The 14,765-nt window shown below is 65.6% G+C and carries 17 protein-coding genes and 1 pseudogene; 12 read left to right on the top strand and 6 right to left on the bottom strand.

The window, feature by feature from the left end:
• Positions 1–15: 15 nt before the first annotated feature.
• The 3 genes from A5790_RS18365 to A5790_RS18355 are packed head-to-tail and all read right to left on the bottom strand — an operon-like array spanning position 16 to position 1,314.
• The gene (locus A5790_RS18365; RefSeq protein ID WP_066847375.1) at positions 16–552 is read right to left on the bottom strand and encodes a GNAT family N-acetyltransferase; all 537 of its coding nucleotides are present in this window, start codon (positions 550–552) and stop codon (positions 16–18) included.
• Positions 549–914 carry a DUF1801 domain-containing protein gene (locus tag A5790_RS18360; protein WP_066847373.1) on the bottom strand — a complete coding sequence of 122 codons (366 nt, stop codon included), beginning with the start codon at positions 912–914 and terminating at the stop codon, positions 549–551. Before A5790_RS18360 ends, A5790_RS18365 begins: the two co-directional genes overlap by 4 nt.
• A gap of 40 nt (positions 915–954) precedes the next feature.
• On the bottom strand, positions 955–1,314 hold the full coding sequence (locus A5790_RS18355; protein ID WP_066847372.1) for an Rv2640c family ArsR-like transcriptional regulator: 360 nt from the start codon (positions 1,312–1,314) through the stop codon (positions 955–957).
• Between the two features lie 101 nt (positions 1,315–1,415).
• Between A5790_RS18355 and A5790_RS18350 the strand changes: the two genes are divergently transcribed.
• From A5790_RS18350 to arsB, 4 genes and pseudogenes are all read left to right on the top strand, one after another.
• Positions 1,416–1,898 carry an ArsI/CadI family heavy metal resistance metalloenzyme gene (locus A5790_RS18350; RefSeq protein ID WP_066847370.1) on the top strand — a complete coding sequence of 161 codons (483 nt, stop codon included), beginning with the start codon at positions 1,416–1,418 and terminating at the stop codon, positions 1,896–1,898.
• A gap of 61 nt (positions 1,899–1,959) precedes the next feature.
• Positions 1,960–2,502 (top strand): DinB family protein, encoded by a 543-nt coding sequence (locus A5790_RS18345; protein WP_066847368.1) that lies wholly within the window; start codon positions 1,960–1,962, stop codon positions 2,500–2,502.
• Between the two features lie 97 nt (positions 2,503–2,599).
• Positions 2,600–2,947, top strand: coding sequence for a metalloregulator ArsR/SmtB family transcription factor (locus tag A5790_RS18340; protein WP_066847367.1), 348 nt, complete (start codon positions 2,600–2,602; stop codon positions 2,945–2,947).
• Positions 2,944–4,490 (top strand): annotated as a pseudogene (gene arsB, locus A5790_RS18335) (ACR3 family arsenite efflux transporter). The gene A5790_RS18340 and the pseudogene arsB overlap by 4 nt, the downstream one beginning before the upstream one ends.
• 10 nt (positions 4,491–4,500) lie before the next feature.
• On the opposite strand, the gene ychF reads toward arsB, so the two are convergent.
• Positions 4,501–5,574, bottom strand: coding sequence for a redox-regulated ATPase YchF (gene ychF, locus A5790_RS18325; RefSeq protein WP_066847360.1), 1,074 nt, complete (start codon positions 5,572–5,574; stop codon positions 4,501–4,503).
• Between the two features lie 84 nt (positions 5,575–5,658).
• Between ychF and A5790_RS18320 the strand changes: the two genes are divergently transcribed.
• Positions 5,659–6,789: a DUF6542 domain-containing protein gene (locus A5790_RS18320; protein WP_066847358.1), complete on the top strand. Its 1,131-nt coding sequence runs from the start codon at positions 5,659–5,661 to the stop codon at positions 6,787–6,789.
• Between the two features lie 22 nt (positions 6,790–6,811).
• Here A5790_RS18320 and A5790_RS18315 read toward each other — a convergent pair whose 3' ends face one another.
• Positions 6,812–7,813, bottom strand: coding sequence for a 4-hydroxy-3-methylbut-2-enyl diphosphate reductase (locus A5790_RS18315; RefSeq protein ID WP_066847581.1), 1,002 nt, complete (start codon positions 7,811–7,813; stop codon positions 6,812–6,814).
• Positions 7,814–7,886: 73 nt separating this feature from the next.
• Between A5790_RS18315 and A5790_RS18310 the strand changes: the two genes are divergently transcribed.
• The 4 genes from A5790_RS18310 to A5790_RS18295 all read left to right on the top strand — a co-directional run bounded on the left by A5790_RS18310 (position 7,887) and on the right by A5790_RS18295 (position 11,113).
• Positions 7,887–8,471 (top strand): lipid droplet-associated protein, encoded by a 585-nt coding sequence (locus A5790_RS18310; protein WP_066847356.1) that lies wholly within the window; start codon positions 7,887–7,889, stop codon positions 8,469–8,471.
• A 19-nt stretch (positions 8,472–8,490) separates the two neighbouring features.
• Positions 8,491–9,738 carry an exodeoxyribonuclease VII large subunit gene (gene xseA / locus A5790_RS18305; RefSeq protein WP_066847354.1) on the top strand — a complete coding sequence of 416 codons (1,248 nt, stop codon included), beginning with the start codon at positions 8,491–8,493 and terminating at the stop codon, positions 9,736–9,738.
• Positions 9,725–9,937 carry an exodeoxyribonuclease VII small subunit gene (locus A5790_RS18300; protein WP_066847351.1) on the top strand — a complete coding sequence of 71 codons (213 nt, stop codon included), beginning with the start codon at positions 9,725–9,727 and terminating at the stop codon, positions 9,935–9,937. The genes xseA and A5790_RS18300 overlap by 14 nt, the downstream gene beginning before the upstream one ends.
• A gap of 63 nt (positions 9,938–10,000) precedes the next feature.
• On the top strand, positions 10,001–11,113 hold the full coding sequence (locus tag A5790_RS18295) for an NAD-dependent epimerase/dehydratase family protein (RefSeq protein ID WP_066847348.1): 1,113 nt from the start codon (positions 10,001–10,003) through the stop codon (positions 11,111–11,113).
• A 15-nt stretch (positions 11,114–11,128) separates the two neighbouring features.
• Here A5790_RS18295 and A5790_RS18290 read toward each other — a convergent pair whose 3' ends face one another.
• Entirely contained in the window at positions 11,129–11,407 is a 279-nt protein-coding gene (locus tag A5790_RS18290; protein ID WP_064395004.1) for a dsRBD fold-containing protein, read from the bottom strand.
• Positions 11,408–11,502: 95 nt separating this feature from the next.
• Between A5790_RS18290 and A5790_RS18285 the strand changes: the two genes are divergently transcribed.
• The 3 genes from A5790_RS18285 to A5790_RS18275 all read left to right on the top strand — a co-directional run bounded on the left by A5790_RS18285 (position 11,503) and on the right by A5790_RS18275 (position 14,753).
• Positions 11,503–12,222, top strand: a complete 720-nt coding sequence (locus A5790_RS18285) for an alpha/beta fold hydrolase (RefSeq protein WP_066847574.1) — start codon at positions 11,503–11,505, stop codon at positions 12,220–12,222.
• 103 nt (positions 12,223–12,325) lie between these two features.
• Complete coding sequence (locus A5790_RS18280; protein ID WP_066847345.1) at positions 12,326–13,870, top strand: arylsulfatase; 1,545 nt, start codon at positions 12,326–12,328, stop codon at positions 13,868–13,870.
• Between the two features lie 4 nt (positions 13,871–13,874).
• A complete protein-coding gene (locus A5790_RS18275) occupies positions 13,875–14,753 on the top strand; it encodes an HAD family phosphatase (RefSeq protein ID WP_066847342.1) in 879 nt (292 codons plus the stop codon).
• Positions 14,754–14,765 lie beyond the last annotated feature (12 nt).

Genomic DNA, 14,765 nt, shown 5'->3' with positions numbered 1-14,765 from the left:
TCCCGCCATTGCGTACTACGAAGTGCAGTACTCATATGTCACGACGGTCATCGTTTCTCCAGATGGCGTGACCTCGTCCCGGGGACCGTCCGCCAGCACGAAGCCGACGCCTTCCAATACCCGACGAGATCCGTCGTTCTTCGGAGCGGTCCGTGCCGTCAACCGCGTCAATCCGGCTTCGGCGGCCAGACCAACGACCGCCGACAGACCCTGACGGGCCGCGCCGCGACCGCGTCCCTGCGGAGCCAACCAGAACCCGACCTCTGCATCGGATTCATGGATGTCGAAAAGGACAATGCTGCCGAGGAAGCCGTCGGACCACGCGTCCGCGATGGCCAGCACGGCTAGCGTGTCGTCGGCCAGACCGCGTGCGATGACGCCGTCGATCTGCTCGCGCACGATCTCTGCCGAGTACTCCCGCAGCGGCAGATGTGCGAACCGTCGCACCGCGTCGTCGTCGGTGCCCGCCGCGAAGGCGTGCGCGTCGCCGTGTCGCAGCCGCCGGACCGTCACGTTGCCTTCGCCGCGGGGAAGCCGGTCGGCGATCCTCACTTGCGGCGCTTCGACGCCTTGTTGCTGCGGTTGACCTCGACGGCTCGGTTGATCAGGGCCTTGAACGCCTCTGGGTCCAGTTCGTCGTCTTCGCGTAGATCGATCGACCGCCCGACGGGTGCCTGCAGACTCGCGTTGAAGAGTTCATCGGGGTCGTCGATGGACGAGCCCTTGGCGAAATTCACCTTGACCTTGCCTTTATACATCTCCAGCGTGCAGATGAGGCCGTCCAACGAGAACGCAGGCACACCATCGGGATTCGATGGCTTGCGCCATTTGATCTCCTCGACGACGTCGGGCTCGGCTTGTTTGATCAGTGACCGAATCTCCTCAACCCGGTCGACGCGCCAGTCGTCAGTCATACCTCGAATGTAACGCCTCGCCGCTACGACCCCGGCGAGACTACGTGCAGCAGTTTGGGTCCAAGACGGCGCATAACGCACCGAGCGCATCGCGGTGCGGCCGGTGGTACACGTTCATTCCGCGCCGGTCGGATTCGACCAGCCCAGCGCGTCGAAGCTGGGTCAGGTGATGGCTGACAGTCGATTCGGTCAACCCAAGTGCCGTCGCGAGTTCGCCGCTGTTCTGCTCGCCCGCCGACGAACTGAACAACATCGACATGATCTTCACCCTGGCCGGGTCAGCGAGCGCCTTGAGTCGAAGCGCGACATGGAGCGCGTCGCCGTCGCTCATCGGACCGGCGGCAACCGGCGCACAGCACACCGGCGCGGACATATCGATCACGGGCAACGACTTGGGCATGAAGCAAGTCTGCCACGGGTCTTGACATATATCAAAAAGGTGAGGAAGGTGGTGAGCAGCCGGCTACTTCGATATATGTCTCACAAGTATGGAGGAACATCATGTCCCGCGTTCAGCTCGCCCTAAACGTCGACGATCTCGACGAAGCAATCACCTTCTACTCGAAGCTGTTCAACACTCCGCCCGCCAAGACCAAGGCGGGCTACGCGAACTTCGCCGTCACGGAACCACCGCTGAAGCTGGTCCTGCTGGAGAATCCCGGCAAGGGCGGCACGATCAACCACCTCGGAGTCGAGGTTGCGTCGAGCGAGATCGTCCACGCCGAAATCGCCCGCCTGAGCGACGAAGGGCTGTTCACGGACGAAGAGATCGGCACCACCTGTTGTTTCGCCAAGCAGGACAAGGTCTGGGTGACGGGCCCGGCGGGCGAGAAGTGGGAGGTGTACACGGTGCTCGAAGACTCCGACACCTTCGGCACGAGCCCGCAGCACCCCGGTGACGGGCACGCTGAAGGCGGCGTCTGCTGCGGCGGTACGGCCGCGGACAGCGATGACAAGGTGGCGGCAACGTCTTCCTGCTGCTAGATGCGATGCGTCCCGCCGCGACCTCGTGGAGATCTGGTCGCGGCGGGCGCATTATCGAAGTATGGAGGCGGGCGGTACGAGCGTCGATCGAGCCGCGATCAACGCCGACCTCGAACGTGCCCGCATCGACTTCCACCGACTGCTCGACAGTGCCGAACCCTCGGACTGGACAAGGCCGACCGACGGCACCCGATGGACCAATGAAGAGTTGTTGTTCCACATAGTTTTCGGATACATGGTCGTTCAACGGCTAGTAGTGCTGATAGCGGTCTTCGGGCGGCTTCCGCGCGGGGCAAGCGCCGCGTTCGCTTGCATCCTCAACGCATCGACCCACCCCTTTCACCTGATCAATTACTACGGGTCGCGAGCCGCCGCGCTCGTGTACAACCGCCGCCGGATGGGGGCAAAGCTCGACCGGGTGATCAGTTCGCTCCAACAACGGATGGCCAACAAGCCCGACAGCGCGTTCCTCCGGGGTATGCATTTCCCGACGGGCTGGGACCCCTTCTTCAGCGACTACATGACGTTGGAGGATCTCTACCGATACCCGGGGCGGCACTTCGACTTCCACTCCCGCCAGCTCACCCTCACCCGGAAAATCTGAGGGACGGCTCCGGTTCACTCGAAGTTCGTTTGTGCCCTGGATCGATATCTGTCAATATCGATGAGTGTCTAAGTCACGTCACCCGCTGAACGATGGGATGGCCTGCGCCTACGCTCCCGTGATTCGCGAACCGTTGTCGATGGCTGCCGCTGCCCACATCGCAGCCAAACTCAAGGCCCTGTCCGACCCAGTGCGTCTGCGCCTGTTCAGTCTGGTCGCCAGTCACGCCGGTGGAGAGGCTTGCGTCTGCGACATTTCCGGCGACTTCGACGTCACCCAACCGACAATCTCTCATCACCTCAAGGTCCTCAAAGACGCCGGGCTTCTCGCCTCCGAGCGTCGTGGGTCCTGGGTGTACTACTCCGTCCGTACCGAGACTTTGATGACCCTCTCGTCGCTACTGAGCACGGTCGCCGACGAGGCGGCAACGGCGGCACCGGCGTGACGGGCCCCGTCACCGCGGACACGCATCCCGCCGTTGTGGAGAGACTGTCGCTGCTCGACCGCTTCCTGCCGGTGTGGATCGGTATCGCGATGGCCGCCGGACTGTTTCTCGGACGACTCGTTCCAGGCCTGAACACTGCCTTGAATCACGTTGGGATCGATGGCATCTCGTTGCCGATCGCGCTCGGCTTGCTGATCATGATGTATCCGGTGCTGGCAAAGGTCCGATACGACCGACTCGACACCGTCGCCGCCGACCGCAAGTTGCTCATCAGCTCGTTGGTACTCAACTGGGTGCTCGGTCCGGCGCTGATGTTCGCGCTGGCCTGGCTGCTGCTGCCCGACCTGCCCGAATACCGCACCGGCCTGATCATCGTGGGTCTCGCGAGATGCATTGCCATGGTGATCATCTGGAATGACCTCGCCTGTGGCGACCGCGAAGCCGCCGCCGTCCTGGTCGCACTCAACTCGATTTTCCAGGTCGTCATGTTCGCGGTCCTCGGCTGGTTCTACCTGTCCCTGCTACCCGGCTGGCTCGGCCTGGAACAGGCGACGATCAGCACCTCGCCCTGGGAGATCGCCAAGTCCGTATTGATCTTTTTGGGCATTCCACTACTCGCGGGATACCTGTCCCGGCGGCTCGGAGAGCGGGCCAAGGGCCGCGCCTGGTACGAATCCACGTTCCTGCCCAAGGTCGGCCCTTGCGCACTGTACGGCCTGTTGTTCACCATCGTGATTCTCTTTGCGTTGCAAGGCGAACAGATCACGAACCGACCCCTCGACGTCGTCCGCATCGCCTTGCCACTGCTCGTCTACTTCGCCGTGATGTGGGGCGGCGGTTACCTCCTCGGAGCCCTGCTCGGGCTGGGCTACCAGCGCACCACCACCCTCGCGTTCACCGCTGCGGGCAATAACTTCGAACTCGCCATCGCCGTCGCCATCGCCACCTACGGCGCCACGTCGGGTCAGGCACTCGCCGGAGTCGTCGGCCCGCTCATCGAAGTACCCGTGCTCGTCGCCCTCGTCTATGTCTCACTCGCCCTTCGCCGCCGCTTCACCGACGACTTGGCCCCGATACCCGGCACGTCCGATCGGAGCGCGCGATGACGGGAGAGGGGGCCGACGGCAAGCCGTCCGTGTTGTTCCTGTGCACCCACAACGCCGGACGGTCCCAGATGGCGCTGGGTTACTTCACCCACATGGCCGGGGATGATGCCGTTGGCTGGTCCGGCGGGTCCGAACCAGCCGATGAGATCAACCCCTCCGCAATCGAGGCCATGGCAGAAGTCGGCATCGACATCACCAACGAGTTCCCCAAGCCCTGGACCGACGAGATCGTCCAAGCCGCCGATGTCGTCGTCACCATGGGCTGCGGCGACACCTGTCCTGTCTTCCCGGGAAAGCGTTACGAGATTTGGGAGTTGCCCGATCCGGCGGGCCAGTCGGTCGACGCCGTTCGACCGATCCGTGACGACATCGAAGAGCGCGTCCGCCGCCTACTCACTGATCTCGGCGTCGCCGCTCGACGCGTACCCGGTGCGTAGCGGCAGTGCTCTAAACGTTGAACCGGAACTCGACCACGTCACCGTCGGCCATGACGTAGTCCTTGCCCTCCATCCGCACCTTGCCTGCGGCCTTGGCCGCGGCCATCGATCCGGCCTCGATCAGGTCGTCGTAGGAGACGATCTCGGCTTTGATGAAGCCCTTCTCGAAGTCGGTGTGGATCACACCTGCCGCCTTCGGCGCGGTATCGCCCTGGTGAATCGTCCACGCGCGGGCCTCTTTCGGGCCCGCGGTCAAAAACGTCTGCAACTTCAGCGTGTGAAAACCGGCGCGCGCCAACGCATCCAGCCCCCGCTCGGTCTGGCCGATGGACTCCAACAGCTCGGCGGCCGACTCGTCGTCGAGCTCCTGCAGCTCGGCCTCGATCTTCGCGTCCAGGAAGACCGCGTCGGCGGGTGCGACCAGTTCACGTAGCTCCGCCTTGCGCTCGTCGTCGGTCAGCACGGCCTCGTCGGCGTTGAACACGTACAGGAACGGTTTGGTGGTCAGCAGATTCAGCTCCCGCAGCGGCGCGATATCGGTCCCGGCGGCGAACAACGTGGTTCCTTCGTTGAGGACTTCCTGTGCAGCCACGGCGGCCTCATACGCGGGCCGGCGTTCCTTATGCGTCCTGGCCTCCTTCTCCAGCCGCGGTAGCGCCTTCTCCAGCGTCTGCATATCCGCCAGGATCAACTCGGTCTCGATCACCTCGATGTCGGATTTCGGATCGATGCGGCCGTCGACATGCGCCACATCGTCGTCGCTGAACACCCGCACGACCTGGCAGATCGCGTCGCTCTCGCGGATGTTGGCGAGGAACTTGTTGCCCAGCCCGGCGCCTTCGGAGGCGCCCTTGACGATCCCGGCGATATCAACGAAGGTGACCGGCGCATGAACGATCTTTTCCGACCCGAACATCTTGGCGAGCTCGGCCAGTCGCGGATCGGGCAGCGGAACGACACCCTCGTTGGGTTCGATCGTGGCGAACGGGTAGTTGGCCGCGAGGACGTCGTTGCGCGTCAACGCGTTGAACAGCGTCGATTTCCCGACGTTCGGCAGGCCGACGATTCCCAGGTTCAAGCTCACAGGGTCCAGAGTCTAGGAGACCGTGACGGGCACGCCAGAACCGCGCTGACAGCCACACGGAGCCAGAGCCGGTACGGTCTACCTGTGTCAGCACAGCGCGCGCGGTCGGCCGTCGGCGCCGACCACCGCTCCGCGCATCCGAACTTTCCCGGTGTGCCCGGGTGGGGCGGCGTGCTGATCGCGGTCACCCTGACGACGGTCGGGTTCGCGTTCGACGCCGGATCGGGCAGCCGAGAACTCAGCTCCGTGTTCGCGGCGTTCTACGTCCTCGGCTGCCTCGCGGCCGTGCTCGCGGTACGCCAGCAAGCCGTGTTCACCGCGGTCATCCAGCCGCCCCTGCTGTTGTTCGTCAGCGTGCCGGGCGCCTACTTCCTGTTCACCGGCGGCCAGTTCACCGGGGTGAAGGACCTGGCGATCAATTGCGGCTATCCGCTGATCGAGCGCTTCCCGCTGATGTTCTTCACGTCGGCGGCCGTGCTGCTGATCGGTTTGTGCCGCTGGTACATCGGGATGTCGACACGCCGCACATCTCCGGCCACCTCCGAGGACAGCGAGGCGAAAAAGCCCGCATTGGCGGCGGCCGTCGCAACCGCGGTCACGGCAGCGGCGGCCAAGATCTCGCCGCTGTTCGCCCGCACGCCCCGTGACGAGGACGACGAGGTCGCCCCCCGTCCGCGCCGCAAGCGCCCCGACACCGCGAGCCGGACCGCCCGCGCGGACCGCACGTCGTCGCGAACCAGCAGGGCGGCCGCCGATCGCAGCGGCCGGCCGGCCCGGCGCAGCACGACGCCACGGTCCCGCCATGTGCGCCCTCCTGCCACCGAGATCATCGAGCCGATCGCCGAACGTCCTCGACGCGCTCGCTCCGGCAGGCACGCCGAGCCGCCGCCGGGGCCCGAGCCCCGGCGCAGACCGCGCACGTCGAACCCGCGTCAACCGGGTCCTCCGCCGTCCGAACGCCGCGCCGGCTACGACCGCAGGAGTCAGGACCGGACAGCGGACCGGCCCGAGCGCCGCCGTCGCTTCGACGACTACCAGCCTCGCGAGCCGCACGGCCGAAACGGCAGCAGCAACAACGGGTCAGGCAACGGGACCCACCATCCGATCTCCCGGGTGCGCTACCGCGGCGAGGAAGCCGACGACCGCGCGGAGTACCGCACCCGCCGCCGCGCTCCCCGCGGCTCGGAGGCCGATTCCTGGGAGTACGACATCTAGCCTCGGGCGCGCTCGACGAGCGTCACGCGCGGGCGGGGCGGATCTCCCGAGGCAACGCGAACACGAGTGTCTCGTTGGCCGTCGTCACCGGCTGCACCATGTCGTAGCCGTATTCGGCCAGCCGCTCCAGGACGCCGCGCACCAGGATCTCCGGCACCGACGCGCCGGACGTGATGCCGACCGTCGTCACGCCGTCGAGCCACGCGGGGTCGATGTCCTCGGCGTAGTCGACCAGGTGCGCTGCGTCGGAACCGGCACCCAAGGCCACCTCGACCAGGCGCACCGAGTTCGACGAGTTCCGCGAGCCGACGACGATCACCAGCTCGCACTCCGGGGCCATCGCCTTGACGGCGACCTGGCGATTCTGGGTGGCGTAACAGATGTCGTCGCTGGGTGGGTCCTGCAGGGTCGGGAACTTCTGGCGCAGCCGGCGCACGGTCTCCATCGTCTCGTCGACGCTCAGCGTGGTCTGCGACAGCCAGATGACCTTGCTCTCGTCACGCACGGTGACGTTGTCGACCGAATCCGGTCCGTCGACGAGCTGGACGTGGTCGGGCGCCTCGCCGGCGGTCCCGATGACCTCCTCGTGGCCCTCGTGGCCGATCAGCAGGATGTCGTAGTCGTCCCTGGCGAATCGCTTGGCCTCGTTGTGAACCTTGGTGACCAGCGGGCAGGTCGCATCGATGACCTTGAGGTCGCGCTCTTTGGCGGTCTGGTGCACGGTCGGGGCCACGCCGTGCGCGGAGAACACCACGATCGCACCCTCGGGCACCTCGTCGGTCTCGTCGACGAAGACGGCCCCGGCCTTGGCCAACGTCTCGACGACGTGGCGGTTGTGCACGATCTCGTGGCGCACGTACACCGGGGCGCCGTGCTTCTCCAGCGCACGCTCGACGGTCTCGACGGCGCGATCCACCCCCGCGCAGTACCCGCGAGGTTCGGCCAGCAGTACGCGTTTCCCGGTCACGCCACCGGCGACCGAGCTCGAGGCGCCCGGAATCCCCATGTTGATTGTCGGCGGCATGGCTACCAGGGTACGCACAGTGCCGTTCCAAGGCCGTTCGGACCAGCCGAGAAGCCGCCCGTAGTCTGTGACCATGGCAACCGCACCGTATGGGGTCCGTCTGCTGGTTGGCGCGGCGGTAACCGCCATCGAGGAAACCCGCAAGCTGCCCCAGACCATCCTGATGTACCCGATGACCGTCGTCAGTAGCCTCGCGCACCTGGTGATGAAGGTCCAGCAAGACGTCGCCGACCTGGTCAACAAGGGTGACGAGACGCTGGAGACGATCTTCCCGCCCAAGGACGAGCAGCCCGAGTGGGCCACCTTCGACGAAGACGACGACGCTTCCGAGGCGCCGAGTTCGGCCGCCTCGAGCGACGGCGAACGCATGACCGAAGGCCGTTTTGCGCTGTTCAGCAACGGTGAGCCGCAGTCGCCGTCCGAACAAGACGGCAGCGAGGAAAACGGCGAAGCTACCGACCTGGCGATCGGTGAGGCCCCCGAGATCGTCACCGAACTCGACTACGAGTCGCTGACGCTGGCGCAGCTGCGCGCGCGGCTGAACACGCTGCGCGTGGCCGACCTGGAGGCGCTGCTGGCCTACGAGGAGGCCACCAAGGGCCGCGCGCCGTTCCAGACGCTGCTCGCCAACAGGATCACCCGCGCGTCGGCCAAGTGACCACCCCAACGCCGGGTAGATGACCGACGCCGAGCAGGGCCAGTCACCGGAGAACCCGTTTCCGGTCCGCTCCGTGTCGATGAAGATCAAGGACTGGATCGAACGGCTGGGCACGGTCTGGGTCGAGGGGCAGGTCGCCCAGCTCTCGACGCGGCCGAACTCCAGCACCGCCTACATCACGCTGCGCGACCCGTCGGTCGACATGTCGTTGTCGATCACCTGCCCACGCGAGCTGGTGCTCAACGCGCCGGTCAAACTCACCGAGGGCACCCGGGTCGTCATGCTGGGACGGCCGAACTTCTTCGTCGGTCGGGGCTCGTTCTCATTGCGGGTCAACCAGATTCGCGCGGTGGGCGTGGGCGAGCTGTTGGCGCGTATCGAACGCCTGCGCCAGCTGTTGCACGCCGAGGGACTCTTCGACCCGCGGCTCAAGCGGCCGATTCCGTTCCTGCCGAACACGATCGGGCTGATCACCAGCCGCGGCAGCCATGCCGAACACGACGTGATCTCGGTGGCCACCGGCCGCTGGCCCGCCGTGCGGTTCGCGGTCCGCAACACCGCCGTGCAGGGCCCCAACACGGTCCCGCAGGTGGTCGAGGCGCTGCGGGGGCTCGACGCCGACCCCCACGTCGACGTGATCGTCATCGCCCGCGGCGGTGGCAGCGTCGAAGACCTGCTGCCCTTCTACGACGAGACGCTGTGCCGCGAGATCGCCAAGTGCACCACACCGGTGGTCAGCGCGATCGGACACGAACCCGACAACCCGCTCTGCGACCTGGTCGCCGATCTGCGCGCCGCGACACCGACCGACGCCGCCAAGCGCATCGTTCCCGACGCCGCCGCCGAACAGGCCTACATCACCGATCTGTGCCGTCGAGGTGGCCGCGCGCTGCGCAACTGGGTGCACCGCGAGCAGCACGCCCTTGATCAGTTGCGCAGCAGGCCGGTGCTGGCGCAGCCGCTGGCGGCGATCACCGCGCGCGCCGACGAGGTCGACCGTCTGCGCACGACCGCACGCCGCGACGTCACCCGGATGGTGGCCACCGAGACCGATCGCATCGGACATCTGTCGGCCCGGCTGAGCACACTGGGCCCTGCGGCGACCCTGGCGCGCGGCTACGCGGTGGTGCAGAAGATGCCGGACGCCCAGGTGCTGCGCACCGCCGTGGACGCCGCCAGCGGTGTGCGGTTGCGGGTCCGGGTGGCAGACGGGGCGATCACCGCGATCAGCGAGGGGCCGGAAGGGGCAGAAGATGAAGCCCATTAGTGAATTGGGATACGAGGAAGCACGCGAAGAACTCGTCGCGGTCGTCCAGCAACTCGAGCAGGGCGGCCTTGATCTGGATACGTCGCTAAAACTGTGGGAACGCGGTGAGGAGCTGGCTAAACGCTGTGAAGAGCACTTAGCTGGCGCCCGCCAGCGCATCGAGGAGGCGCTGGCCGCCAAAGACGGCGACGAAAGTTGACAGCGCAACGTTTTCTTCTCCAAGGGGTCGAAACTGTAACACGTTTCAGTTAGTCTGCTCGCCATGGGTGACTCAACGCTGACCACCGAACTGGGCCGGGTCCTCGTCACGGGAGGCTCGGGATTCGTCGGCGCCAACCTGGTGACCGAACTGCTCAAGCGCGGACACGAGGTCCGCTCCTTCGACCGGGCCCCCTCGCCGCTTCCTGCGCAACCCGGCCTCGAGGCCGTCGAAGGTGACATCTGCGACCCCGACCAGGTCGCGGCCGCGGTCGCCGGCATCGACACCGTGTTCCACACCGCGGCGATCATCGATCTGATGGGCGGCGCGTCGGTCACCGACGAGTACCGCAAGCGCAGCTTCGCGATCAACGTCACCGGCACCGAAAGCCTCGTGCGCGCCGCCCGCGCCGCCGGCGCCAAGCGCTTCGTCTACACCGCGTCGAACAGCGTCGTGATGGGTGGCAAACGCATCTCCGGCGGCGACGAGACCCTGCCCTACACAGAGCGATTCAACGACCTCTACACCGAGACGAAGGTCGCCGCGGAGAAGTTCGTGCTGGCCGCCAACGGAGTCGACGGCCTGCTCACCTGCTCGATCCGGCCCAGCGGTATCTGGGGTCGCGGAGATCAGACCATGTTCCGCAAAGTGTTCGAGAGCGTGCTGGCCGGGCACGTCAAGGTTCTCGTCGGCGGCAAGAACGTCAAGCTCGACAATTCCTACGTGCACAACCTGATTCACGGTTTCATCCTCGCCGCTCAGCACCTCGTCCCGGGCGGCACCGCGCCCGGGCAGGCGTACTTCATCAACGACGGTGACCCGATCAACATGTTCGAGTTCTCGAGGCCCGTCGTCGAGGCGTGCGGCGAGCGCTACCCGAAGATCCGCGTGCCGGGCCGGTTGGTGTGGTTCGCCATGACCGCATGGCAGTGGTTGCACTTCCGGTTCGGAATACCCAAACCGATGATCGAACCCCTTGGGGTGGAACGCCTTTACCTCGACAACTACTTTTCGATCGCCAAGGCCGAACGAGACCTGGGATACCGGCCGCTGTTCACCACGGACCAGGCGATGGCCGAGTGCCTGCCGTATTACGTCGACCTCTTCCACCAGATGAAGAACGCGTCCAAGGATCCGACGGTCAGTGTCGCGGCGTCCGCCCCGCCGGAGGGCTGACCGCCGCCCGGTAGGTCAGTGAACGAGGTGGACCGGCTGATGCGTGGTCTGCTCGATCCGCGACGACGCGCGCTGCAGCAGTTCGGCACCCAACGCAATCAACCCTCTGGCCGCCGCGATCTCCTCCCCGACCAGCGGCTGCACCGAATCCTTCGGGTTGCGGTAGGCATCGCCCTGGGCGGTCACCGTCTCGCCGTCGTCGCGTGTGGCGCACACCGTCGCGTGAGTATGCGTCTCGTCCTCGTTGAACTCGATGTCGATGCGCCAGGCGTTGTCTTGAACTTTGTCGTACATACAGATCACCTTCCAGCTACCAGCGTGCTCCTCTCGCCGACGCTTCGCAGGCGTTTGGCCCGCGCCGGGAGCGACGACCGGGCATGGTGGTGGTGATGGTCGAATCACAGTTCACAACCAACGCGGGCGCTCGTCTGCACTACCTCGACTCCGGAGGGCCCGACCTCGGAGCGCCTGTCGTCTTCGTACCCGGCTTCACCGACGTCGCCGACGACTACGTCGAGGTGCTGCCACTGTTCGGCCGACGGACGGTGGTCGTCGACCTACGCGGACACGGACGCAGCAATGCACCCGAAAGTGGTTACGACTCAACGGTTCTCGGCGGTGACGTCGGCGCGGTGATCGACGCGGTCACCGACGGTCCCGTCCACCTGATGACGTTCTCCCGGGGCACCCCCTACGCGCTGACCTGGGCGCTCGCGCACCGCGAACAGGTCCGCTCGATCTCGATCGGCGACTACGTGCCCGAGGAGATCACGCTTCCCGAAGAGGTCTCCACCTTCCTGCTGGACGGGCGGTGGCGTGGCACTCCGGTGCACGAACGGCTGAACCGGGCCGCCGGGGAGGCGATCTTCCGCGCCGCCCGCAAGCAGTCGTTCTGGGAGTCCTTGGCGCAGTGGCAACCGCCGCTGTTGGTGGTGCGCAGCGCGAACAGCCCGCTTATTTCCGACGCCGCCTGGGACCGCTATCGGGAGGTGTTCCCCAAGGCGTCGCTACACGTGTTCGCCGACTCGCCGCACGACATCTTCCGTCCCGACCGCGACCGTTATCCGGCGCTGGTGCGCGCCCACATCGACACCGTCGAGGGGAGCTGACCAAGCGTCGCCTGGCAGATATTGCCGTCACGTTGACCGAACGGCCACGACTCGGATACCACCGTCCTATCGTGCGACTAGGGCTAGCGCTGAAGGAGTCGCCATGCCGAACGGGAAGCCGAACATTCTGGTCATCTGGGGTGATGACATCGGGATCACGAACCTCAGTTGCTACAGCGACGGTCTCATGGGCTACCGCACCCCCAACATCGACCGCATCGCGAACGAGGGTATGCGGTTCACCGACTCGTATGGCGAGCAAAGCTGCACCGCGGGCCGCTCGTCTTTCATTACGGGACAGAGCGTTTACCGCACCGGGTTGAGCAAAGTCGGTATGCCTGGGGTGGACGTCGGGATGTCACCGGATGATCCGACGATCGCCACGTTGTTGAAACCACTGGGTTACGCCACCGGCCAGTTCGGCAAGAACCACCTCGGCGACCTGAACAAGTACCTCCCGACTGCGCACGGGTTCGACGAGTTCTTCGGCAACCTGTACCACCTCAACGCCGAGGAGGAACCCGAGCACCCCGACTACCCGACCGTCGAGGAGGCGCCGCTGCTACGCAAGGCTTTCCTGCCGCGCGGGGTGATCAAGTCGTGGGCCATCGACGAGGCCTCCGACGAAGTCGACGAGCGGTTCGGCCCAGTGGGTAAGCAGCGCATCGAGGACACCGGGCCGCTGACCAAGAAACGGATGGAGACCGTCGACGACGAGACCGTCGGGGCATGCATCGATTTCATCAAGCGCCAGCACGAGGCGGGCAAGCCGTTTTTCGCGTGGATGAACACCACCCATATGCATTTCCGCACACATACGAAGCCGGAAAGCCTCGGGCAGGCCGGGCGTTGGCAATCGGGCTACCACGACACGATGATCGACCATGACCGCCATGTGGGGCAGCTGCTCGATGCCGTCGACGAACTGGGCATCACCGACGACACCATCGTCATCTATTCGACCGACAACGGCCCGCACGCCAACACCTGGCCCGATGGCGCCACCACACCGTTCCGCAGCGAGAAGAACACGAACTGGGAGGGCGCCTTCCGCGTGCCGGAGATGATCCGCTGGCCGGGCAGGATTCCAGCAGGGGCGGTGTCCAACGAGATCATCCAGCACCACGACTGGCTACCGACTTTCCTGGCCGCCGCCGGTCAGCCGGACATCGTCGAAAAGCTCACGCAGGGCCACGCAATCGGCGACCAGACCTATCGGGTGCACATCGACGGCTTCAACCTGCTGCCCTACCTGACCGGCGAGGTGGACAAGAGCCCGCGGCGCGGATTGGTCTACTTCTCCGACGATTGCGATGTCCTGGGCGTCCGGATCGAAAACTGGAAGATCGTCTTCATGGAGCAGCGTTGCCAAGGCACGCTACAGATCTGGTTCGAGCCTTTCACTCCGCTGCGCGCGCCGAAGATCTTCAACCTGCGCACCGATCCGTTCGAACACGCCGACGTCACGTCCAATACCTACTGGGACTGGTTCTTCGACCACGACTACATCGCGTTCATGGCCAATGCGGTGGTCACCCAGTTCCTGGAGACGTTCAAGGAGTTCCCGCCGCGGCGCGAACCCGCGTCGTTCACTATCGGCGACGCGGTGGAGAAGCTCAACGATTTCCTCGAGTCATTAGGCCGCTGACTCGATGCTCGGGTCGTGGAACGACGGGCCGGCCAAGTCGGCGATCGTCGACTTCATTTCGCGCGCAGTCGACGATGTTCCCGCCGTGGAACGCGTCGCGGTCTTCGACAACGACGGAACGCTGTGGTGTGAGAAACCGGCATACATCCAACTCGACTTCCTCGTGCGTCGCCTGGCCGAACAAGCCCGCGCCGACCCGGAACTCGCCGACCGGCAGCCGTACCGTGCCGCCGCGGCCGGAGACCTCGGATGGTTCGGCGACGCGGTCACCAGGCACTACAACGGCGACGACTCAGAGCTGAAGTACCTTGCCGGGGGCATACTCTCGGCCTTCGCCGGGTTGACGGTCGAAGAGTACGCCGATCGGGTGAAGGCGTTCTTCGCCACCGCCGAACACCCGACGCTGCGCCGGCCATACACGGCATGCGGGTACCCCCCGATGATCGAGCTGTTGCGGTACCTGGAGGACAACGGATTCACCACCTATATCGCGTCGGGCGGTGGTCGCGACTTCATGCGGCCGGTGACCGAAGCGCTCTACGGCATACCACCGGAGCGGGTCATCGGGAGCTCGGTGGGCCTCTTCTTCTCTGACGGCGATCTGCGCACCACGAGTCGGCCGGAATTTTTGGACGACGGCCCGGTGAAACCGGTACGAATCTGGGGGCGTACGGGCCGCCGGCCGATTCTTGCCGCCGGGAATTCCAACGGCGACATCGAGATGCTCGAGTTCGCCCGCGGGCTTCGATTGCTCGTCCTGCACGACGACCCCGATCGCGAGTTCGCCTACACCGCCGGTGCTGAGAAGGCCCTCGCGCGGGCCGACAGCGACGGCTGGATCGTCGTCAGTATGCGCAACGACTGGACCAGGGTCTTCGCCTAGTGTGCGTCCAGA

Source organism: Mycobacterium sp. 852002-51152_SCH6134967, assembly GCF_001667105.1.
In the GTDB taxonomy this organism is placed as follows: domain Bacteria; phylum Actinomycetota; class Actinomycetes; order Mycobacteriales; family Mycobacteriaceae; genus Mycobacterium; species Mycobacterium neumannii_A.
This window is presented reverse-complemented; position numbering and strand designations above follow the sequence as displayed.